Genomic DNA, 21,822 nt, shown 5'->3' with positions numbered 1-21,822 from the left:
AATAACATTTGTAAAGGTATTTGTGATGTATAAACAATTCATAGGAATAGATATTTCTAAAGATAGCTTTGATTTAACACTACTTGAAAATAGTGGTGAAATTAAACTAGAAGTAAAGCTTACAATGAATAGAGATGGATTTGATACTTTAGTAGAGTATTTATCCACATATCCTAAAGAAGAGCTTTTAATAGCAATGGAAGCAACTGGTATTTATCATTTACCACTATTATCTTTTTTATTAGAAAATAGTTTTAAGTGTGTAGTGATTAATCCAATACTCATAAAGAGTTTTATTGGTTCAACTACCCTTAGAAAAACTAAGAATGATAAAAAAGATGCAGCTTCAATTGCTCTATTTAGTTTAAAATCATATCAATCTTTACATCTTGCTAGTACTAATAATATTGAAAATATTAGACCGCTTATCCGTGAAAGAGAAAACCTCTCGAAAGATGTAGCAAGATTAAAAACTGAAATAAAAGCTAATTTAGTGCAATTATTCCCTGAATTGTTAAAGAACACAAATATATTTACAAAGAGCATTTTAAATCTGCTCCTTAAAGCTCCTAGCCGTAAAGCAATTAGGAACTTAAGGGAAAAGACCATCCAACGAATCTTAGATGATACAAGTGGCAATAAAGTTAAAATTACTGCAAAGGATATATTAGCCTTAGCAAAAACTTCTATCGCCGTATCCGATAAATATCTTGAAAAGGTTTTAACTTCTAAAATTAGAAGATTAATAGCTATTCAAGATGAATTATCTATTCTAGATTCTGAGTTGGAAAACTCTTTAGAAGATACTGATATAAACAATGATATTGATATAGTACAATCAATACCAGGAATTGGAGCAGTAACTTCTAAAAACTTTATGGTTGAAGTATCCTCTGTTGATAAGTTTAATTCCGTAAAGCAACTATGTGCTTTTATAGGAATTGACCCATCAGTTAGACAAAGTGGTACTTCAATCAACTATAGGGGCAAAATCTCTAAAAGAGGTAATGCAAACCTTAGAAGAACTATTTGGCAAATGGCAATTGGTACTATTCGTTCTTGTGAAAAATTTAAACTCTATTTCTCTAAAAAACGAGAAGAAGGTAAAAAATTCAAACAAGCTGTTATTGCTGTTGCAAATAAACTTCTAAAAACAATATTTGTAATGTTAAAGAACAAAACCAAATTTGATGAAAATTTAGCTTTAGGTGTTTCCAAATGAAACTTTAAAATCTTTGTTTTTTAGTTAGGTTTCTTTATAGTTGACTCCTTTTATCTAATTCTACATTTCTTAAAGTTAATTTAAACTTAATTTTACTTTATATCTTTAATTAACTCCTCAAACCATTTAGCTGCTTCTTCAACACTATCAAATCTTCTAGATTTTGCAACTTGATCTTGTCCTTCATAGAACCTTACTCTAATTCCATCTTCAACATGATCAATTTTAGTTCTAGTAATCTTTGCCATGTTTAAATAAACTCTCTCATTTAATCTTACAAACATACATTCTCCTTTTGTATTATTTTAGTAAAAAATATTTTACCATTAAATAATTAAATCCAACATACATTTTGTGTATTGATATTTATATTAACCTCATCACCTGGTAAAAGTCTTTGTTCTTGCATGTACTCTCTTGTTATTTTACAATTAAAACTAATTCCACAAATAGCAAACTGTACCAATAGTTTAACACCACCATTTATTTGATGAATAGAATCAATAATACCTTTTAATGTATTACCACTATTAAACTCTTCACAATCTACTCTACATATAGTTATATCATCACTATTTATCATAGCTATTGAATCTCTTTTCTTATCAAAACTATTTTGGATTTCTAGTTTTTGTCCATCAATAAACTCTTTTACTAAGTTTTGATTTTCATTTTTACTCCACGGAGCAAAAAGTAGATTTACACTGCTACTTTCTATTAGGTTACCTTGGAAAAGAGCTACTTTTTTATCACAAATATGATTTAACCAATTATGGTCATGACTTGAGATAAATATTGTTGTGTTGTAATCTTGTTTTGCAGTTAATATCGCCTCTTTTATTAATTGAGCAGAATTCGTATCAACTCCACTTGTTGGCTCATCTAGTATCAATACTTTTGGCTTAAGTATTAGTCTAGCTGCTAAGGCTACCCTTTGTGCTTCACCACCTGAAAGTTGACTCCACTTCCTTTTTGCAAATGAATTACTTAGTCCTACAACACTTAAAGCTTCAAACACTTTATCATCTAAATTTTCTTTTTCACCTCTTAGTTTTAAACCATAGGCAATATTTTCATAAACTGTTCTTTTAAGTAAATAAGGATTTTGAGGAACCATTACAACACTTTGTTTAGTTTTTAAATCTAATTTTTTATTTTCAATCCCCTTATAAATTAGTTCTCCATTACTAGGATTATTTATAAAAGAAAGTATAGAAAATAGTGTAGATTTACCACTACCATTTGGACCAAAAAAACCAACAATTTGATTTTCATTAATAGTTAAATTTGGAATATTTAAAACTCTTCTACCTTCATAGTATTGTTCTATATTTTTAAGACTATACAAACTACTCATTGTGTCCATTTCCTTTTTAAAACTGAAAGTGCAATATTTACCATCAATGCAACTGCAAATAAAACAATTCCAAGTGCAATACCTGTAACAAACTCACCCTTACCTGTTTCAAGTGCGATTGCAGTTGTAACAGTTCTTGTGTGATATTTAATATTTCCACCAACCATCATAGAAATACCAATTTCAGTTATAATTCTTCCATATGCAGTCATGGCTGCTGTCATAAGTCCAAACCTAGCTTCAACTAGTGTTGCAACTAATATTTGATATGAACTTGCACCCATACCTTTTAGGGATGTATATAGCCTTTTATCCACTGCTTCTACTTGAGTTGCTGTTAAAGCTATTATGATAGGAAGACCTAAAACTATCTGTCCTATAATAATAGCTTGAGGAGTAAACAGTAAATCAAATTTACCAAATGGTCCTGCTTGTGAAAGCATGGTATATGCAATAAGTCCTATTACAACAGTTGGAAGAGCTAGTAGTGTATCAACGATAGTTCTAAGCACACTTTTTCCATAAAAGTTGTAATACCCAAGGGCAAAGCCCAGAGGTAAACCTATAATTAAACTTATTAGTAAAGACCAAGAAGATACAGTTATAGTTGTAGTAATTGCAGAGTACACACTCTCATTTCCTGAGCTTAACAGTTGTATTGCTTCAGCAAAACCATCGGTAAATAGATTCATATTTTAAACTGTTCCTTACTTATTTGCATTTGGAATAAATAGTGCTTTATCTAATAATCTAAAATCAGCAATAATTTTTTGAGTCTCAGGTTTTACAATCCAGTTAGTAAATTGTGTTGCAAGTTCTGGTTTCACATTTGGACATTTATCTTTATTGATTGTTACAACAGAGTATTGATTAAATAAAGATTTATCACCCTCAACTACAATTTTCATATTATTGTTATCTCTCTTTTGAGATTCATACTTAATCCAAGTTCCTCTATCAGTCATAGTGTATCCATCTTTTTCAGATGCCATATTGATAGTTCTTAGCATTCCTTGTCCAGTTTGTACATACCAAGCTGCATTTTCAGGTGCTTTTTGTAAAGCAGTTTTCCATAATGCAATCTCTTTTTTATTAGTTCCTGAGTTATCACCTCTTGAAAAGAATTTAGCTTCAACTGATTTAATTTTCATTAATGCTTCACTTGGAGTCATACCAGAAACTTTAGCACCATCAGTTTTTGGTCCTACAATAATAAAGTCATTATACATAACTTGTTTTCTATTAACACCATAACCACTTTCTACAAACTTCTTCTCACTAGCAGGTGCATGAACAAATAAAATATCAACATCACAGTTACTTCCCATTTTAAGTGCTTTACCAGTTCCTGTTGCAAGCCATTTTAAAGTTGTACCTGTCTCTTTTTCAAATTTTGGTGCTAAATAGTCTAACAATCCAGTGTTATCTGTACTTGTAGTTGTAGCCATCATAAGTGAATCTTTTGCCATAAGAGTTGTTACTAATAATGTACTCAATCCTAATGTTACTAATGTTTTTGTCATAAAATTCTCCTTTTAGTTAAATATATTTGTTTGGTTTTTATCAAATTGTGAATCAAAAGGTATTACTTTTACTTCTTGATTACTCTGTATATTTTGTGTATTTTCATTTGTTACTAAGATACAATTACTTTCATACAGTGCAGTTATCATTCCTGAACCATATTTATTGTTTCTTGTTACTTTAAACTCTCCGTTTAAAATAGTTCCTAGAACTACATTTACCCTCCCCTTTTTAGTTTTAAAATCACTACTATTTACAGCTTTTAAAAATGTATGATAAATACTTGTATCACCTTGTAATTTTCTTAGCATTGGAATTACAAATAAATAGATATTTACCATAGCAGTCAATGGATTTCCAGGCAGACATATAACAGATGTTTTACCCATAGTTCCCATCATAATTGGTCTCCCTGGTTTTATATTTACTCCATGAAAAGAAGTTTCTAATCCATTTTGTAAAAATGCCTCTCCTACAAAATCAGCATCCCCCATAGAAATACCACCTGTTGTAATAATCACATCATAAGTCTTTAAATTTTTAATAAACTGCTTTGATTCTTCAAGATTATCAGGAACTACCCCTGTATAAGTTGCATCAAAACCTTTCTCTTTTAATTGAGAAATAAGTGCATAAGAATTACAGTTATAAATCTCTTCATCATCAGCTTCTTCCCAAGGCTCCTTAATCTCATTTCCAGTTGAAAGTACAGCAATAGTGATTTTCTTGTAAACTTCAACCATAATCAAACCTTGTGAAGCTAAAAGAGTAATATGAGAAGATGTTATTCTCTCACCCTTTTGGAATAATACACTTCCTTCTTTTTGCTCTTCACCTTTTAATCTTAAGTTTGCACCTTTTTTAATATCTTCAGGGATTCTAACTGTTTTATTAGTTACATCAAAACAGTTCTCAATAGGAATAATAGTATCAGCATCATTTGGTACTTTTGCACCTGTCATAATTTTATAACACCCATTATCCAAAAGTGATTCCTTTACAGCCTCCCCTTTATCACCTGCATAGATAACTTTATTTATATTTAGAGTTTTTCCAGCATCACTAAATTTTACTGCAAAACCATCCATCGCTGAGTTATTAAAAGCTGGTAAATTTTTTACACAAACTATGTCTTTAGCTATTGTTCTATTAATTGCTTCACTAATTGGTATAATTTCAGTAAAACTAATAGGATTTACCATTTCCAAACTTTTTTGTACTGCATTTGGGAAGTCTAAAAAATTCATTTTTTGATTCATCTAATTTCCTTAATTTAAAACTTTGATTTGTCTATATTTTTTTGCCATTGTTTTAACTATTTTCTCAATAGTTTCTTCTTCATACTCTTTTGTAAAAGTTAGACTAATTGAGTTTCTACTTGTAGTTTCATCATATCCCATAGCTTGAATTATTCTTGATGGTTTTGAAAGTCCTAGTGAACACCCTTCTCCATTTGTGATAAAGATTTCATTAAGGGCAAGTGTTCTTATAAGCTCTCTTGCTTTTATATCTTTTAAACCAAAGTGAAGTGAATACTCTAAAGTGTTGTTATTATCAATAAAGAAGTAAATATCTTCTCCAAAAGCCTCTACTAGTTTTGATTTAAATAGCTCTTTTTGAGTTAAGTTAAAAGTACAATTTTGTATTGCTTTTGATATAAACTCAAGAGCAAGTGAATCTTTAAATCCAATTGATTGTTCATCTAATAGCTCCTCATTAAAAAGTATTATTGAATGAGTAAAAAATCCAGTTAGTTTATAAGCATCAAAATAAATCACATCAGAATTTTCATCAAAATTTGCACTTGCATTTGAGATGATTTTTGCACTACAAAGTGTTTTGATTTTTTCTAAATCAGTCTTTAAAAATGTATCCATCACATAAGAACTAAGAAATATAAAATCAACTTCTAAAGTTTTTATAAACTCATAATCAACACTTCCATCTTTTAAAAGTGGAATATAAACTATCTCAAATCCAAGCTCTTCAAAAACTAATGCTGCATCAATTAAAGCTTGTGATTCTCCAAGACTAAGTGCAATTTTTCCTTTTTTAGAAAGTTTTAAAAATAGTGATAAAAAACCCTCACTACTAAAAGAAAAGTAGTTTAAACTTTCAAATCCAAACTTGTCTAAAAAGTTTTTTTCTAAAGATAAATATTGTTCATTGTTTTTTAAAACACTAAGAGAATTTTCCTCACTTATATGCAAATTTTGCATATTTCTATATTGCAAAGCATTAAAACTATGAAGCATCATCTTCCTTTAAACTTATTAATTCATCTTTTTTTAAAAATAGCTCTTCAAATCTTTTTTGAGAATATTTTTTAATATCTTCATCTAACTGGTTATATAGTTCAATTAATTCTTTAGCTTTAGGAGTTAGTTTACTTCCACTATCTTCTCCTCTACCCTTTTTTGTAATAACTAATTTATCTTCAATATAATTTTCTAAAACTTGAATATGACTCCAAGCTTTTTTATAGTTCATTCCAGCTTTTGTAGCTGCTTTTGAAATCGAACCAGTTAACTCAACATATTTTAAAATCTCATTTTTTCCACTTCCAAAAACAAGATTTCTGTTATCATCTTCAATCCAGACTTTAACTTTCACTTCCATTTTTATGACCTTTTTTCTCTCTAAAACATCCTAATTGACAATGAACAACATCAATATCAGAATTTTTTACAGTTGAGCCAACTGTTTTTAAACTACTTCTTTGTGCTTCATCCCATAAAACTTTGCACTCTAAAGTTTTGTGTCCCATATAATTTTGTTTTAGTCTATTATATACTTCAATATTAGGGTCTTGAAATCTTAACTTTCCAAAAACTCCAAGTTCACAATTAGTAATTTTAATACCCAAACTTTTTGTAATAGCACTCATCTCTTTTGGTTTTCTACCAATTAACCTTGATACTTTAAAGGCCTTTAAACAAGATAATTTTCCATCTTCATCTAAGTTAGTTAAAATCAGTTCTTTTTGAATAGAATCAAGTTTTATTTTTACATTATCATCAATACTAGACATCTAAATCTATCCTTCCGCTATGAGTATATAAATTCATTTTTCTACCCCTTGCAAAACCAATAAGAGTAATTCCATGTTTATGAGCTGTTTGAACTCCAAGATATGTTGGAGCTGTTCTTGACACAACTATTGGAACTCTATGCATCACTGCTTTTGTAACCATTTCTGAACTTAATCTGCCACTTACAAAAAGAATCGATTTTGTAGTATCAAGTCCAGCTAATTTACACTTTCCAATAGCTTTATCAATTGCATTATGTCTTCCAATATCTTCTGCTGTTATAGTTGTTCCATCAAGTAAATAAATCATTGCTTTATGAACACAACCAGTTAAGTTATATAGTTCACTCTCTTTATAAAATATTTTAATCTCATCTAAAATAGTTTTAGGCTTTACTTTAAAAGCTGTTTGATTAAATGGTATTTCAAGCTCACACTCAGCTGTTCCAGTAACTCCTCCACCACATCCACTTGTTAGTGTTTTTTCTTTATAAAGATGTTTTAGTGACTCTTCATTTATCTTTGCACTTACATCAACTCTAAGTCCATCTTCACTTAAATTAATTGTATTAATATCTTCAATTGAAGAGATAACATTTTCACTCATCAAAAAACCAATAGCATGAGCTTCTTGGTCTTTTGGTATCGTCATCATAGATATGGCTTTTTCTCCATTTAAATAAAGGTTAAGACGTGCTTCTTCAATAGTCACATCTTCAACCTCAGTGGCTTCATTTTCTATAAGTTTGTCTATTACTACTGTTTTTAAATATTTGGCATTTTCCATATCTATCCTTTAATATGCTAATTTTGCATATTTAAAATATTTTAAAAAAAGCTAACGGAAATATCCGTTATGCTTTTTTAATTAAATCTTTATCTTCTTCTAAAACATCCGGTCTTAATTGTTCTAAATACTCAAGTGGTAACTTTCCAGTTATAACACCTGGAAGGTATCCTTTTACTGACACAAAATATGAATATACTGTCTCAAATGTAAAGAATGAAATAATTGCACTACCCATAAAGTGAATAAAAAGAATAAATCTTTTAAACTGAATAGTTTGTGCATGTGTTTGATAATCTGGAAACATAAACCAAATTATAAATCCACTTAACACTAATAATGAACCAAATGCAACATACATATAGTAGTTGATTCTATCCATATGCTTATATTTTCCTCTTAGGAAAATTTTATTCCAAATCTTAGAACTTGGTCTAATAAAATATTTATGGTCTTTAAATGCAATAATTGTCATAATTGCCCATACAGGGATCCAAGCAACTCCTACAACTTCATGAGTTGCTCTCATATATCTAGCAATTATTCCACCACCTGTCCAGTTACCAAATGTAATTGAAAAACCTGTTATAAATAGATAAATCATAATTACAATATTTAACAAGATTACAACTCTTTGGAAAAGAGAATAAACTTGTACTTTTTCGTTTTCTTTTGTAATTTGTGCTTGTTTCCTACCCTTTGCAACAATAAACATTGTTAAAAAGATAAAAAATTCCACAGTAAAAACTATTGGTAGTAGGTGTTGTCTCTCTTCAAAGGCTCTAATAACTTCAGGAGCTATAGTGTCGTATTGAGGACCAAATAAAGAAACCTCCATTTGTTGATAGTGAGTTAAACTCTCATAAGGAACCACTTGCCCTGTAATGTTACCTTGAAGAACTTGCAATAAAAACTGATATACATAATTTATATCTGCAATCGTTGCTAACCAAAAATACCAATAAGTTAATAATACGAATAAAAGACCTACAATAATGTAGGCTTTATATTCGCTAAGAAAACTTTTATTTTCCATATGCTTTATCCCATCCATAAGGCATAGATTGAACACCATGACCAAATGATAATACTCTTTCTCTATAAATATTTGATATAGATTCAGAATCTCCAACTAATAGAGCTTTAGTAGAACACATAGCTGCACAAACAGGAACTTTACCTTCAGCAATTCTATTTTGCCCGTATAATTCTCTTTCATGCTCACTATTTGTCTCATCTGGACCACCTGCACACATTGTACATTTGTCCATAACACCTTTAGTACCAAAGGCACCATCTTTAGGGAATTGTGGCGCACCAAAAGGACAAGCGTATAAACAGTATGAACAACCAATACACTTATCTTTATCATGCAATACAATTCCATCTTCTCTAATATAAAAACAATCAACAGGACAAACTTGTTCACAAGGAGCATCTGTACAGTGCATACACGCAACTGACATAGAGAACTCTTGCCCTTGTTTACCTTCATTAATTGTAATTACTTTTCTTCTAGAGATTTCAACTGGTAACTCGTGAGCTTCAGCACAAGCAACAGAACAACCATCACAATGAATACATCTGTTTTCATCGCAATAAAATTTCATTCTTGAAAAATCGATTTTATTATTACTCATATTGCTCTCCTATGCTCGCTCAATTCTACATAATCCACCTTTTGTTTCAGGGATTTGAGTAACAATATCGTAACCATAGTTAGTTACTGTATTTGCACTCTCACCTGATGCATAAGGTTTTGTACCATCTGGGAACTTATGAGTTAAATCCTCACCTTCCATAAATCCAGCAAAGTGGAATGGTAGGAATACTCTATCTTCTGATACACTATGTGAATACTTAGCTTTTACTTTAATCTTATTACCTTCAGGTGAGTGAATCCACATCCAAGCACCATCTCTAATACCATGTCTTCCTGCAAGTTCAGGATTAATATCACAGAACATTTCAGGTGTTAATTTAGCTAGATATTTACTAGCTCTATTTTCAATACCAGCACCATTCATATTTACAAGTCTTCCTGTAACTAAGTTAACAGGGAAGTCTTTTGCCCAATCTTGTGCAGTTTGCTCAGACACATATCTAGTATCAACTCTATAGTGATCTTTTTTATCAGCAAACGATGGGTACTGTTTAACTAAATCTGTTCTTGGAGAGTGTAATGGCTCTCTATGTAATGGAATTGGGTCTGCAAATGTCCAAACTTTAGCTCTAGCTCTAGCATTTCCATAAGGAGCAATTCCTCTTTCCATACATTTTTCAGCAATAATATTTGATGTATCAACTTTCCAGTTTTTACCTATTTTCTTTTTCTCTTCTTCAGTTAACTTGATTCCTAAAACTTCTTCGATATTGTCTCTAGTAATCTCAGGATAACCATCTGGATTAGCACTTCCTTTTGGAGCACTTCCCTTAGCAGCTAATTGAGAAACACCATCGTGCTCTAATCCAAATCTATTTCTGAATCCCATACCACCTTCAGATACTTTTCTGTTGATGTTATACAAAATAGGAGATCCACTATGAGCTTCAGTCCAACAAGGCCATGGTAAACCATAGTACTCACCAGCCATTTCTCCATATCCTCTCATAGATACTTCATCAAACATGTGCCAGTTTTTCTGATGTTTTTTTAATCTTTCAGCCGTCCAACCAGTTAAACCAATTGTTTTAATCGTTCTTGCAATTTCATCTGTTGCATCTTCAGGCCAAGTAAACTCTTTTTTGTTTTCTCTAACTAACATACCTGCTGTTAATTGATCATAGAAACCAAGTCTTTTTGCTAATTCAAACATAATGTCATGGTCAGTTTTTGACTCATACATTGGCTCAATAATTTTATCTCTCCACTGAGCAGATCTATTTGTTGCTGTAACTGAACCACTAGTTTCAAATTGAGTTGCCGCTGGTAAAATATAAACATCATCTTGCTTATCTGTTAAAATAGCACCTTCATTTACAAATGGGTCTACAAATACTGCTAACTCTAAGTTATCAAGTGCTTCTTTTACTTTCTTTTGTTGTGCAATTGATGTAATACCATTTGCCATAACAAATAAAGCTTTTAAGTTTGTTCCAGCATTATGAATTGCATCTTCACCTGGCTTTCCACCAAGAACTCCAGCCCACCATCTAGCTAGTGTAAATCCCTTTTTATTCATCCATTCAGGAGATTTGAATCTTCCTTTTAACCATTCATAATCAACATTCCACATTTTTGCAAAATATTTCCATGAACCATCTGCTAGTCCATAATAACCTGGTAATGAATGAGATAAACAACACATATCTGTTGCACCTTGAACATTATCATGTCCTCTTAAGATATTTGTTCCACCACCTTCTTTACCCATGTTTCCAAGAGCAAGTTGTACGATTGGAGCAATTCTTGTATTCGAACTACCATTATTATGTTGAGTTAGACCCATAGCCCATACTAAAGTTCCTGGATTTGAAGATGCATATAGTTTAGTGATTTGCATAATTAAATCTGCATTTACACCTGTTACATCTGCAACTCTATCAAGAGGCCAATTTTTAGCTTCTTTTCTAATATCATCCATTCCATAAACTCTATCATTGATGAATTCTTTGTCTTCCCAACCGTTTTCAAAAATGATATTTAACATTCCATACATAAATGGGATATCAGTACCTGGTCTAATTTGTGCATATAAATCTGCTTTTGCAGCAGTTTTTGTAAATCTAGGATCTACAACAATGATTTTTGCATTATTTCTTTCTTTTGCTTTTAAGAAATGTTGGAATCCAACTGGGTGATTAACCGCTGGATTAGCACCAAATATGATTATCGCTTTAGTGTTTTGAATATCCCCTAAAGAATTTGTCATAGCACCATAACCCCATGTATTTGCCACACCGGCAACTGTTGAGCTATGTCAAATTCTAGCTTGATGATCTATATTATTAGTTCCAAACATTGCAGCGAATTTTCTAAAATAATAAGATTGCTCTGTATTAAATTTCGCTGACCCTAAAAACATTGCGGCATCTGGCCCTTCATTTTTTCTTAAAGATTCAAGCTTATTAGCAATGTTATCTAACGCTTCATCCCAAGAAATTCTTTGCCATTTTCCACCTTTTTTTACCATCGGGTGTTTAACTCTTACTTCTGATCTAACCATATCAATCATATCAGCACCTTTACAACAGTGCCCTCCAAGTGATACAGGGTGATCTTGAGCAACTTCTTGTCTTACCCACACACCATTTTGTACTTCTGCCATAACTCCACAACCAACAGAACAAGCCGTACAGATAGACTTAACCATCTTAGAACCAGGGAAAGGATTTTTTATCTCTTCCTCAGTAGCTTCTCTTGTTGCGTTAGTACTAGCAAAAGCTGATGTCACACCAAATGCTGAAGCAACAGCAGCCATTTTCATAAATGACCGTCTACCTACTTTTGCATTTAGAGTTTCATATGTGTTTACTGACATACGCTTCTCCTACTTTTTATTTTGCGTTCTTGTAGTACTCTTCCCAAGTCGCAGTTTTTTTGTAAAGAATCTCTTTTTTTCTAGAAGACCCTAATACAACACCATTATTTGAATCACTTTGTACTGATTCACCAGTAGCAGCCAATACACTAGTACCTGCAGCTACTGCCGCACCAGCAGTAACTATTGCCGTTTTCTTAGCAAATTCTCTTCTGCTCTTTTGCACGACTGACCTCCTTATAGAAAATAAGCCCCTAAAATAGAGACTTTATAAAAAAAGTTTAAACTCTCTTTATAAAATCTCTTAGTGTAGGAATTCCTACACTAAATCTCACTCTCCACATCATAATGTATATCAATAGGACAAGATTCATTTTGGGTTTTCTTTGGTCCCATTGCTTTTAATACTTTATTTCTAGCACGTCTTTGCTTTTCTTCTTCACTAATTTCTTCAAGCTCACAAGATGTTTTTTCAACTTTTACTTTTGGCGCTGGTTTTGAAACTTCTAAATATAGCCTTTCAAACTCTATAAATGAGTGTAATACAACCATAAGTTCTTTGAAAATCTTTGAACTATTATGCTCATATAATTCTTTTGCTACCTCATCAATAAAATCATTTAAAACTGATGAAAAAATACAGTGAACAGTATTTTCATACTCTTTTTCACCTTTTGAGATATTGTCACAAAGATGTGACATAAGTGAGAAAATAAAACCAACTGAATCTTCATATTCATAATAGTTTTTTTCATTTCTTCTTAATTTTGTTTTTCCCACAAAATTAATCATCTCAACTCTTTTTTTACCTGATTCAACACCCTCATCATAATATGAAGCTGTAAGTCTAATTTTTTTATTAATTGGATTATGAAATAAATCATCAAACTCTTGCATAAGTGTTGCATTTGAAGTGGGGTCTAATAATTCATATAGATTCTCTAATGCACCAGCAGAAGAGTTATCTAAAGGGTTTTCTTTTAGAATTGAGATTAAATCTCTAAGTTCTAAATAGTTTTGAGTCTCTTTAGATAAAACAAAAAAATTTGCAAATAAATTGTAATAAAGTGCTCTTGCTTTATTTATTGCTTGATTATCTTGCATTTGTATCCCCTTGTATTTTTTTATCATAATAGTTTTGCATCATAATTTTTGGCTTACAGTCAGCACAACAGTAAAGACTTCTTTCTTTTACTGGATCACTTGCAAATATTGGAGCCATAATTGAAGCAATTTTTTGAACAGATTTTGTAGTTGCAAACTCTTTCCCACACTCAACACAAGCAAATAAAGTATCTTGAGCTAAGATATTTTCTTTAAACCACATAGGCTCTAATTTGATTACATCTCTATCAATAGTTAAACAATCACTTTCAGGACAAGAAACTTCACAATATCCACATGAAGTACATAAAGATGGATTTAATCTTAAAGTATTATCTTTTGCATCAGCTTGCAGTGCATCAACATTACAAGCACCAACACAAACTAAACATAAAGTACATTTATTTGCATCCACATTAACTAAACCATAGTGAACATGTTCACCTGTTTTAACCTCGCCTAAGTTCTCATCACCAACTATTTTTTGTAATCTTTGTGAGAAAACTTCTCTTTTTTTAAGACCACTTTGATTGAAGTTAAAATATGAGGTTTCTATAAAAGATACTTCATTTATAGCCTCTATTAACTCTTCTTTATTAGAAGCTACAATAATGGCATCTTTTCCATATTTTGCTTGATAAATATCATTTAAAATTCTAATTGCATCGCCAGTACCTTTAGAGATAAAATCAGTATAAAATATAATTTGAGAAGATGAAGATTGAGCAATAGTTAAAAGCATAGTTTCATCTAAGAACTTTTCACCATCAATTGCAAATGGTAAAATATTCTCTTTTAACTCAATATCTAAATTCTCAATATTCATTTTAGAAGGAATAATTAAAGGATGAGTCTCTTTATAAAATAAACTAATCTCATATATAGACTCCCTTGAAGTTGGAGTATATTCTAATGCTCCACTTGGACAAACAGAAATACATCCACCACATCCATGACAATCAATTTGTGAAAAAGTTAATGTTTTAGTTTCATCATCTTTTGTAATAGCAACACTTGGACAAACTTCTTCACACTTTGAACATATTACTTCTCTTCTAGAGTCATATTGACAAATTGTTTTATCATAAGTTGTGATTTTTTTGTATGAATATGAGTTAATATTTTCTTTGATAGTTTTTAATACTTCACTAAGAGTCAAAGTATTTGGGTCAAAGCATCCACTTTGTTTCATTCCTTCAATTTTTGCATTATACCAAACAATTTGTGATACTTGAAGTTTTACATCTTTTCCTTCATCATCAACTACAACTGTTAGATTTCCAATATGTCCATCAATACTTTTTATAATATCTTCATTTATATGGAATAATTCAAAATCTTTTGAATCAATACAAGAGATAAACTCATCATACTGTTCTTTTTGATTTGTAACTAGTAAAAGCTGATTTGAAACCTCTTGGTCGTATGAAATATCTTGAGAAAAATCATACTTAGTTGCAGCTATTTCATAAAGCTTTGAAACATTTTGGATTTTTTGAGATATTGTATCTTGTGAATTTTTAATATAAAAATCAATTTCTCTTGCTGTTAATTCACTATTTATCTCATTTGTATTAGAGATTAAAAAAGATTTGTTTTCAATCTCTTTTAAATTTGTAGTAACTAAAATCTCTTCACTAATTGGGAAATCAAGCCCATTAGGATTATAATATATAAACTCTTGCATAAACTATGCCCTTCTTTTTTTGGTAAAAGATATTTTACCTTATTTTATTTGGATATTTTTTAAACAGAACTTAAATAATAAAAAATTATTTACCATTTTTTATTTGGCTTAATATATTGTACGTATTTACTCAAAATATAGTAAATATTGAGTAAACTTTTATATGTTAAAACGAGTTCCTATAATAATATTCATACTACTAATCTTTTTTTATTACTTTAAAGATGATGTTTTCACAAGTAAAGAGATAAAAATTGGTTCTTCCTTACCTAAAACAGGTATTACAAAAGATTGGGGGAAATCAGTTGTTAATGGTGCAAATGCTTATTTTAAATTTGCTAATGAAAATAAAATACTTGGTGATAAAACTATAAAATTTATCACTTATGATGATAAATATGAACCTGAACTAACTCAAGAAAATATAAAAAGACTTGTTTATAAAGAGGATATTTATGCTCTTTTTGGATTAGTTGGAACGCCAACAGTTAAATCAATTTTACCAATTCTTGAAGACAATCATATACCTCTTTTTGCACCTTTTACTGGAGCTTCATTTTTAAGAGATACTCGCAATGAAAATATAATTAATTTTAGAACTTCATATCAAAATGAAATTGAAACAATAATTGAATACTTATATAAAAAGAAAAACTTAACTAAATTTGCAGTTTTTTATCAAAATGATGATTATGGTGAAGAAGGTTATGTATCTATAATTCAATCCTTAGAAAAAAGAAAACTTAGTTTAAGTGCTGAGGGAACATATAAAAGAAATACCTTATCTATAAGTCATGCTTTTAATGAGATAAAAGATGCCAAACCTGAAGTTATAATGCTTATTGGGGCTAATAGAGCTAATGCACTTTTTATAAAAAAAGCAAAAGAGAATGATGATTTTAAAAATACATTTTTTTGTACAATATCGTTTGGAGATGCTAATGCTACAATTAATGAGTTGAAAAAACTTAATTCAGACACATCAAATCTTCTTTTTTCTCAAGTTGTACCTCACTATGACAATACAAATATAGAAGAGATTAAACAATATCAAAAACTAATGAAAAAATACTATCCAAATGAAGAGTTAGGATTTATATCACTTGAAGCTTTTTTAGCAGCAAAAGTATTAGTAAATTCACTTAATAGAATTAAAGGAGAAAGAACAAGAGATAAATTAGTTCTTACTTTAAAAACTACATATAAAAGTTTATTTGATGGTATAGATATACAATATAAAAACAATCAGCTTTTAAATAAAGTATATTTGTTTGAATACGATAATAAATTTAAAGAGATAGATTATGAAAAATAGCTTTAATAAAATCACAAGTTATTTTGACAACCTAAAATTTTCTTATAAAACCTCTTTTTTAGTTTTTATTATAGCTGGGGGTATGATTTCTATTATTATACTTTTTCAAATATCTATTTTTACAATCAAACAAGATTTTGATGTTTTATTTGATAAAAGAACAACTTCACTTATAAAACTAGAAAATATAAAAGATACTTACAAGGTAAACATTCAAGAAACACTAAAAGACTTAGAGAATAAAAATCTATCTTACAAACAAGCAAAAGAGGTTTTACAATTAGGTGAACAACTTATTAATAAAAACTGGAATGACTATAAAAAAATAAATATTTTAGAACAAGATAATCTAATATCTAATTTTATCAAAAAATTTATGTTAGAAAATCAAGCATCAAATGAAAATAAAATCTTGAAAGATAGTATTATGAATAATATCGATAAAAAGATGATTACTATCAAAAGTATTTTAAATAGTTTAGACACTTCTAAAAAATATTTTTCTGAGATAAATTTACAAGTAAATGGTTTAAATATTTATATTACAAGTTTAATTAACTATGATTTATCTATAGCTTTAAATGAAAAAAGGAAAACTGATAAAATTTTTAATATTATTATCATTTTTTCATTTATAACGATTTTCTTCGTGTTTTTATTCTCTATTTTCTTAACACTGTTTATTATCAACAACTTTAAAAAACTACACAATTCATTGGAGCAAAAAGTTGAAGATAAAACTAAAGAGTTAACAGAACTAAATAACTATTTAGAGATAAAAATTTCTAAAGAAGTTGCTCAAAATAGAAAAAAAGATATGATAATGACCCAACAAGCAAAGCTTGCAAGTATGGGTGAAATGCTAAATAATATTGCCCACCAATGGAGACAGCCACTTGGTTCAATAACGATGATTATTCAAAGTTTCCAAACTAAAATGAATATGGGAAAATTAACTTATGATTTTGTGGAAGATAAAGTAAATGATGCCCTACTTTTAGCAGATAATATGTCAACAACACTAGATGATTTTAAAAACTTTTTCAATCCTGATAAATCAAAAAGCAGTTTTGATTTAAGAAAATGCATCGAACACTCAATTGAACTTTCAAAATATATATTAACAAAAGAGAATATTCATATTGAACTTAGTATGAAAAAAGATATTAAAATAAATAGTTACTATAATGAGCTATCACATGTTTTTTTAAATCTTATCTCAAATTCAAAAGATGCTTTAGCTACTAATGTTGACAAAAATGATAGAATTATAAAAATTGTAGTAAGTAAATACAAAAATGAAGCTATTATAAATATTATTGATAATGGTGGAGGAATACCTAAAGAGGTTATTTCAAAAGTTTTCGAGCCATATTATACAACAAAGTATAAAAGTGCTGGAACAGGTATTGGATTGTATATGTCAAAACAGATTATTGAAAGACATATGAATGGTGCAATTTCTTGTAAAAATATTAATCATAAAATTAAAAATGATAAAAACTATAAATGTACTTTATTTACTATAAAACTACCAATAGAAAATGACAATAACGAGGAAATAAATGAGCAATAAAGATTTAAATATTTTACATAATTTTAATGTTTTATATCTAGAGGATGATAAAAGTTTATTAAAGCATACAACTGATGTCTTAGAAGATTTTGTGAATAAAATCTATTCTGTTGAAAATACTAAAGAGGCTTTAGACGTTTTATTAAATAAAAAAGTCGATGTAATTATATCTGATATATTACTTGAAAATGAAAATGGAATTGATTTCTTAAAATATTTAAAAGAGAAAGATATAAACATTCCTACTATTTTGACAACAGCTCACACAGATACCAACTATTTACTTGAAGCAATAAAATTAAAAGTTGAAAACTATATTGTAAAGCCTATAAATATAAAAGAACTATTAAATAGTTTACATGATGTTTTGCTTCCAGTAGTTCAAGAAAAAGAGATAAGGAAAAATGAAAATGTAATTAAAACAATATCAGCTATAACAGATAGTAAGCAAGTTGATATTGTAAAATACATTATAAATAATTTAGATGTTGATAATCAATTTATCGCTTCATATAGTGATATTATGGAAAAGTTTTCTATATCAAAACCAACGTTAATAAAACTTTTTAAAGAATTAGCTCAAAAAGAGATCTTAGTAAAAACACAACATAAAACTTATAGATTTAATGAAAGTGCCTTAGAAAATATTTAAACTACTTTGTATGATTGTTTGTAGATATTTCGATACCTTCGTATGAAGTTGTTTTTATTGCTTTTAAAATATCATTTATTGAAACTTTTGTTTCATCATAGATAACTTTTACTTCTTTGTTATTTAATCTTGCACTAGCTTTTTGTACTCCATCTAATTTTCTTACAGCTTTTTTAACAGCAGTTGTACATAAAGGACAGTGCATCCCCTCAACTTTGAAAATAGAAATTTTTTCTGCAAATAAAATAGAAGATAGTAATAAAAGTGATAAAAATATTTTCATAATATTAGTCCATAAACATAGGTATAATTTCTGGATAAAAAAGTAATCCAGATAAAAAAATAAAAAAAGTAGAAAAAATCAAATATTGTTTTGTTTTTTCTTTCTTTGAGCATTCGCAAGAAATCTTTTTTCGAAGAGTAATAAATGCAAATATAAACAACCCAACAGTCACTATAGCCATAGGAACTCTCAAATATTCTAATGTAGTAAAATAAGTTAAAACTCCACTAGAAATTCCAAAGAATATAAATAAAAAAGCCGGTAAACAACATAGTGTCGATAATAGTGCAGTAAAAACTGCACCGATTATTGGGAGGTTTATTTTTCTCATGCTCTCTCAGTAGAAGTATAACTATATGCAAAAGCTTTTGCATTATAATAGTCTTGTGCATCTTCTCCAATTTCTGCATATGGATAACCTAACATATTTAATGGGTATTGAGTTGGTTTTGGATTTAATACAAAATCTCTAGCATAGTTAAATGCAACCCAGTTCATTTCCCAAGCACCAAACATGAAATTTTTAGTTTGAATTGTTTTTTCTGATTCATTAGTTAAATCTTCACCTAATCTTACTTTTGTAACATCTGCAGGATCAGCAGGAACCCAACCAAGACCAGCTATAAAGAATTCTGCTCTACAGTGTTGACCACCAGTAATTTTTGCAAAACCATTATCATCAGCTTTTCCACAAACTTTAGAAATCTTAGATTTACCTGCTCTAATTCCAAATACTTCTCTAGAAGGAATTCCAGCATTTCTTAAAAGTGCAACAAATACTGAACTAATATCTGTACATTTTCCACCATAAATCTTCTCTTCTAAAGATTTTCCAGCATCACCAATACCACAACCTACAACTGAGTTATCTCTGTACATTGTAGTAACTGTCCAATCATAAATAGCTTGTGCTTTTTCAAGTGGAGTTTTAGCATCTTTTGTAATATCATTTGCTAAAGCAGTGATTTTTTCTGTAACTGGAATATGTTTTGTTGGCTCTAAATATTTTTTTATTTCAGCTGAATAGTTTGTATCATTTTTAGCTTTTGATAAATCTTTAAATGTTTGATTTGATAATACATCAAAAGTTACATTTACAACTGGTTTTTCAGTTCCTTTTTTCCAAGTTACATATAAAACTTTTGTGTCGTAATCATTTTGTACAATTTTAGCTTCACTAAAGTTTCCTTCATATTTGATATCAACTAGTTTTTGATACTCTGAATCTAATGGAACTGGTATCCAAACTTGAGCTAACTCATCACTTTTGGGTAATTCATAATTATTTGTAATTGAGAATTTTCTAAATCCTTCTTTAATTCCAAAAGGATTAGTTTTTGTATTAGCTAAAGCAATATTAGGTGCAATAACAGCAGCACTACAAACTAAAGATGTAGTTTTAAGAAATGTTCTTCTTTCCATAAGGTAAACCTCAAAATAGTAAAATGTTCTACTTGAGATAAAGTAATAAGTCATACTTTATATCTGCCATAACTATGGCCTATGAACTTAAATATTTTGAAATACTATAATAGCTTTAATAAAACAATACTTAAAAGGTAAAATATTTTTTACCTATCTTAACCTGCCTTTAAATCTCGTTTCTGTATAATATTATGACAATTAAACAGGAAGATAAATGAACGACGAATATAAATTAACCAAGTTTGTCAAAGCTGCTGGTTGAGCTGCTAAATTGGGTCCGGGTGATCTTAAACAAAGTATTATTAGCTTAGTACCATGCGACAATGACATACTTGTAGGTTTTGATAGTAGTGATGACTCATCGGTTTATAAACTTGATGATGAAAAAGCACTAGTACAAACACTTGATTTTATTACGCCAGTTGTGGATGATCCCTATGTTTATGGGAAAATTGCAGCTGCAAATTCACTATCAGATATATTTGCTATGGGAGCAACAGTAAAGACTGCCCTAAATATCGTAGGATTTGATAGAGCTAACCATGGAACAGAAGTATTAAAAGAGATGCTTCGAGGTGGAAATGAAAAGATTCAAGAGTGTGGAGGTCTGCTAATGGGTGGACACACTATTGAAGCACCTGAGATGTTTTATGGACTTTCAGTTAGTGGGCTTGTTCATCCTAATAAAATATATAGAAATAATACTGCAAAAATAGGACATGTATTAGTTCTTACAAAACCTGTTGGAATGGGTGTTTTAACTACTGCTATAAAACGTGATTTATTAAATGAATCTACGAAAAATGAAGCAGTAAAAGTTATGGAAACACTAAACTACATACCATCAAAACTTCTTAGAAAGTATGATATAAGTTCTTGTACAGATATCACAGGATTTGGACTTCTTGGGCATGCTTTAGAGTGTACAAATGATTTCACATCATTTGCTATTAATTGCGGTCATGTTCCAGTGATGGCTGATGCTCAAAACCTAGCAGATGAAGGTGTAATCCCAGGTGGAACAAAAAAGAATATGAAACACCTAAAAGATAAAACTACTATCATGTGTCCTACGAGTGATTGTTATACTATGTACTGTGATGCTCAAACATCAGGAGGACTTTTAATAGCTATGGATGCAAATGATGCAAAAGAGTACATAAAAGAAGTGGAAGACTTAACTTATGGTTATGCTTCAATTATTGGGGAAGTAATCCCTAGAGGTGCTACACCTATTATAATACATTAAGGAAGTTTTTTACTTCCTTGATTAAAAATCAGACATCACTTAATTAATACAATCTTAAAACCGTAAAAAATATACAAAAATTTAAATACAAATATTCTTCATATGATAAACTTATAATTCCAAAAATTT

22 protein-coding genes are annotated in these 21,822 nt (G+C 29.5%); 5 read left to right on the top strand and 17 right to left on the bottom strand.

Going from position 1 to position 21,822, the window contains the following annotated elements; translation table 11 throughout:
• Positions 1 to 25 precede the first annotated feature (25 nt).
• Complete coding sequence (locus tag APAC_RS04980; protein WP_130232234.1) at positions 26 to 1,222, top strand: IS110 family RNA-guided transposase; 1,197 nt, start codon at positions 26 to 28, stop codon at positions 1,220 to 1,222.
• Positions 1,223 to 1,314: 92 nt separating this feature from the next.
• Here the strand turns inward: APAC_RS04980 and APAC_RS04975 are convergent, their stop codons facing one another.
• From APAC_RS04975 to APAC_RS04900, 15 genes are all read right to left on the bottom strand, one after another.
• Complete coding sequence (locus APAC_RS04975) at positions 1,315 to 1,506, bottom strand: sodium-dependent tyrosine transporter (RefSeq protein ID WP_130233070.1); 192 nt, start codon at positions 1,504 to 1,506, stop codon at positions 1,315 to 1,317.
• A gap of 50 nt (positions 1,507 to 1,556) precedes the next feature.
• The gene (locus APAC_RS04970) at positions 1,557 to 2,579 is read right to left on the bottom strand and encodes an energy-coupling factor ABC transporter ATP-binding protein (RefSeq protein WP_130233069.1); all 1,023 of its coding nucleotides are present in this window, start codon (positions 2,577 to 2,579) and stop codon (positions 1,557 to 1,559) included.
• Positions 2,576 to 3,271 (bottom strand): ABC transporter permease, encoded by a 696-nt coding sequence (locus APAC_RS04965; protein ID WP_130233068.1) that lies wholly within the window; start codon positions 3,269 to 3,271, stop codon positions 2,576 to 2,578. The genes APAC_RS04970 and APAC_RS04965 overlap by 4 nt, the downstream gene beginning before the upstream one ends.
• Positions 3,272 to 3,286: 15 nt before the next feature.
• Complete coding sequence (locus APAC_RS04960; protein ID WP_130233067.1) at positions 3,287 to 4,102, bottom strand: ABC transporter substrate-binding protein; 816 nt, start codon at positions 4,100 to 4,102, stop codon at positions 3,287 to 3,289.
• Positions 4,103 to 4,114: 12 nt separating this feature from the next.
• Positions 4,115 to 5,362 carry a molybdopterin molybdotransferase MoeA gene (locus tag APAC_RS04955; RefSeq protein ID WP_130233066.1) on the bottom strand — a complete coding sequence of 416 codons (1,248 nt, stop codon included), beginning with the start codon at positions 5,360 to 5,362 and terminating at the stop codon, positions 4,115 to 4,117.
• 9 nt (positions 5,363 to 5,371) lie between these two features.
• On the bottom strand, positions 5,372 to 6,358 hold the full coding sequence (locus tag APAC_RS04950; RefSeq protein ID WP_130233065.1) for a cysteine desulfurase: 987 nt from the start codon (positions 6,356 to 6,358) through the stop codon (positions 5,372 to 5,374).
• A complete protein-coding gene (locus APAC_RS04945) occupies positions 6,348 to 6,722 on the bottom strand; it encodes a winged helix-turn-helix domain-containing protein (RefSeq protein WP_130233064.1) in 375 nt (124 codons plus the stop codon). Before APAC_RS04945 ends, APAC_RS04950 begins: the two co-directional genes overlap by 11 nt.
• Complete coding sequence (locus APAC_RS04940) at positions 6,706 to 7,134, bottom strand: ModE family transcriptional regulator (protein ID WP_130233063.1); 429 nt, start codon at positions 7,132 to 7,134, stop codon at positions 6,706 to 6,708. Before APAC_RS04940 ends, APAC_RS04945 begins: the two co-directional genes overlap by 17 nt.
• The gene (gene fdhD, locus APAC_RS04935; protein WP_130233062.1) at positions 7,127 to 7,921 is read right to left on the bottom strand and encodes a formate dehydrogenase accessory sulfurtransferase FdhD; all 795 of its coding nucleotides are present in this window, start codon (positions 7,919 to 7,921) and stop codon (positions 7,127 to 7,129) included. The genes APAC_RS04940 and fdhD overlap by 8 nt, the downstream gene beginning before the upstream one ends.
• 67 nt (positions 7,922 to 7,988) lie before the next feature.
• A complete protein-coding gene (locus APAC_RS04930; protein WP_228255947.1) occupies positions 7,989 to 8,957 on the bottom strand; it encodes a cytochrome b/b6 domain-containing protein in 969 nt (322 codons plus the stop codon).
• Entirely contained in the window at positions 8,947 to 9,561 is a 615-nt protein-coding gene (gene fdh3B, locus APAC_RS04925; protein ID WP_188353757.1) for a formate dehydrogenase FDH3 subunit beta, read from the bottom strand. Before fdh3B ends, APAC_RS04930 begins: the two co-directional genes overlap by 11 nt.
• Positions 9,562 to 9,570: 9 nt before the next feature.
• Positions 9,571 to 12,402, bottom strand: coding sequence for a formate dehydrogenase subunit alpha (locus APAC_RS04920; RefSeq protein ID WP_228255946.1), 2,832 nt, complete (start codon positions 12,400 to 12,402; stop codon positions 9,571 to 9,573).
• 16 nt (positions 12,403 to 12,418) lie between these two features.
• Positions 12,419 to 12,628: a Tat pathway signal protein gene (locus tag APAC_RS04910; RefSeq protein ID WP_130233060.1), complete on the bottom strand. Its 210-nt coding sequence runs from the start codon at positions 12,626 to 12,628 to the stop codon at positions 12,419 to 12,421.
• 98 nt (positions 12,629 to 12,726) lie between these two features.
• The gene (locus APAC_RS04905) at positions 12,727 to 13,506 is read right to left on the bottom strand and encodes a TorD/DmsD family molecular chaperone (protein WP_130233059.1); all 780 of its coding nucleotides are present in this window, start codon (positions 13,504 to 13,506) and stop codon (positions 12,727 to 12,729) included.
• Positions 13,496 to 15,193, bottom strand: a complete 1,698-nt coding sequence (locus APAC_RS04900) for a 4Fe-4S binding protein (RefSeq protein WP_130233058.1) — start codon at positions 15,191 to 15,193, stop codon at positions 13,496 to 13,498. The genes APAC_RS04905 and APAC_RS04900 overlap by 11 nt, the downstream gene beginning before the upstream one ends.
• A 163-nt stretch (positions 15,194 to 15,356) precedes the next feature.
• Between APAC_RS04900 and APAC_RS04895 the strand changes: the two genes are divergently transcribed.
• From APAC_RS04895 to APAC_RS04885, 3 genes are read left to right on the top strand one after another with little or no spacing between them, the layout of a single operon-like run.
• Positions 15,357 to 16,508 (top strand): ABC transporter substrate-binding protein, encoded by a 1,152-nt coding sequence (locus tag APAC_RS04895; protein WP_130233057.1) that lies wholly within the window; start codon positions 15,357 to 15,359, stop codon positions 16,506 to 16,508.
• Positions 16,498 to 18,084 (top strand): sensor histidine kinase, encoded by a 1,587-nt coding sequence (locus tag APAC_RS04890; protein WP_130233056.1) that lies wholly within the window; start codon positions 16,498 to 16,500, stop codon positions 18,082 to 18,084. Before APAC_RS04895 ends, APAC_RS04890 begins: the two co-directional genes overlap by 11 nt.
• The gene (locus tag APAC_RS04885) at positions 18,074 to 18,736 is read left to right on the top strand and encodes a response regulator (protein ID WP_130233055.1); all 663 of its coding nucleotides are present in this window, start codon (positions 18,074 to 18,076) and stop codon (positions 18,734 to 18,736) included. Before APAC_RS04890 ends, APAC_RS04885 begins: the two co-directional genes overlap by 11 nt.
• A 1-nt stretch (position 18,737) precedes the next feature.
• On the opposite strand, the gene APAC_RS04880 is transcribed toward APAC_RS04885, so the two are convergent.
• Together APAC_RS04880 and APAC_RS04870 are read right to left on the bottom strand one after the other, a co-directional pair.
• On the bottom strand, positions 18,738 to 19,019 hold the full coding sequence (locus APAC_RS04880) for a heavy-metal-associated domain-containing protein (RefSeq protein ID WP_130233054.1): 282 nt from the start codon (positions 19,017 to 19,019) through the stop codon (positions 18,738 to 18,740).
• Between the two features lie 327 nt (positions 19,020 to 19,346).
• The gene (locus tag APAC_RS04870) at positions 19,347 to 20,441 is read right to left on the bottom strand and encodes a transglutaminase family protein (RefSeq protein WP_130233052.1); all 1,095 of its coding nucleotides are present in this window, start codon (positions 20,439 to 20,441) and stop codon (positions 19,347 to 19,349) included.
• Between the two features lie 217 nt (positions 20,442 to 20,658).
• Here APAC_RS04870 and selD point away from each other — a divergent pair, with 217 nt between their 5' ends.
• A complete protein-coding gene (gene selD, locus APAC_RS04865) occupies positions 20,659 to 21,693 on the top strand; it encodes a selenide, water dikinase SelD (RefSeq protein ID WP_130233051.1) in 1,035 nt (344 codons plus the stop codon).
• The last annotated feature ends 129 nt before the right edge of the window (positions 21,694 to 21,822 follow it).

The organism is Malaciobacter pacificus, assembly GCF_004214795.1.
Taxonomy (GTDB): Bacteria; Campylobacterota; Campylobacteria; order Campylobacterales; family Arcobacteraceae; genus Malaciobacter_A; species Malaciobacter_A pacificus.
This window is presented reverse-complemented; position numbering and strand designations above follow the sequence as displayed.

Excerpts from the sequence above, each read along its gene's own strand:
- APAC_RS04980 (WP_130232234.1), top strand. The coding sequence starts at position 26 with ATGTATAAACAATTCATAGGAATAGATATTTCTAAAGATAGCTTTGAT.
- APAC_RS04975 (WP_130233070.1), bottom strand. The coding sequence starts at position 1,506 with ATGTTTGTAAGATTAAATGAGAGAGTTTATTTAAACATGGCAAAGATT.
- APAC_RS04970 (WP_130233069.1), bottom strand. The coding sequence starts at position 2,579 with ATGAGTAGTTTGTATAGTCTTAAAAATATAGAACAATACTATGAAGGT.
- APAC_RS04965 (WP_130233068.1), bottom strand. The coding sequence starts at position 3,271 with ATGAATCTATTTACCGATGGTTTTGCTGAAGCAATACAACTGTTAAGC.
- APAC_RS04960 (WP_130233067.1), bottom strand. The coding sequence starts at position 4,102 with ATGACAAAAACATTAGTAACATTAGGATTGAGTACATTATTAGTAACA.
- APAC_RS04955 (WP_130233066.1), bottom strand. The coding sequence starts at position 5,362 with ATGAATCAAAAAATGAATTTTTTAGACTTCCCAAATGCAGTACAAAAA.
- APAC_RS04950 (WP_130233065.1), bottom strand. The coding sequence starts at position 6,358 with ATGCTTCATAGTTTTAATGCTTTGCAATATAGAAATATGCAAAATTTG.
- APAC_RS04945 (WP_130233064.1), bottom strand. The coding sequence starts at position 6,722 with ATGGAAGTGAAAGTTAAAGTCTGGATTGAAGATGATAACAGAAATCTT.
- APAC_RS04940 (WP_130233063.1), bottom strand. The coding sequence starts at position 7,134 with ATGTCTAGTATTGATGATAATGTAAAAATAAAACTTGATTCTATTCAA.
- fdhD (WP_130233062.1), bottom strand. The coding sequence starts at position 7,921 with ATGGAAAATGCCAAATATTTAAAAACAGTAGTAATAGACAAACTTATA.
- APAC_RS04930 (WP_228255947.1), bottom strand. The coding sequence starts at position 8,957 with ATGGAAAATAAAAGTTTTCTTAGCGAATATAAAGCCTACATTATTGTA.
- fdh3B (WP_188353757.1), bottom strand. The coding sequence starts at position 9,561 with ATGAGTAATAATAAAATCGATTTTTCAAGAATGAAATTTTATTGCGAT.
- APAC_RS04905 (WP_130233059.1), bottom strand. The coding sequence starts at position 13,506 with ATGCAAGATAATCAAGCAATAAATAAAGCAAGAGCACTTTATTACAAT.
- APAC_RS04900 (WP_130233058.1), bottom strand. The coding sequence starts at position 15,193 with ATGCAAGAGTTTATATATTATAATCCTAATGGGCTTGATTTCCCAATT.
- APAC_RS04895 (WP_130233057.1), top strand. The coding sequence starts at position 15,357 with ATGTTAAAACGAGTTCCTATAATAATATTCATACTACTAATCTTTTTT.
- APAC_RS04890 (WP_130233056.1), top strand. The coding sequence starts at position 16,498 with ATGAAAAATAGCTTTAATAAAATCACAAGTTATTTTGACAACCTAAAA.
- APAC_RS04885 (WP_130233055.1), top strand. The coding sequence starts at position 18,074 with ATGAGCAATAAAGATTTAAATATTTTACATAATTTTAATGTTTTATAT.
- APAC_RS04880 (WP_130233054.1), bottom strand. The coding sequence starts at position 19,019 with ATGAAAATATTTTTATCACTTTTATTACTATCTTCTATTTTATTTGCA.
- APAC_RS04870 (WP_130233052.1), bottom strand. The coding sequence starts at position 20,441 with ATGGAAAGAAGAACATTTCTTAAAACTACATCTTTAGTTTGTAGTGCT.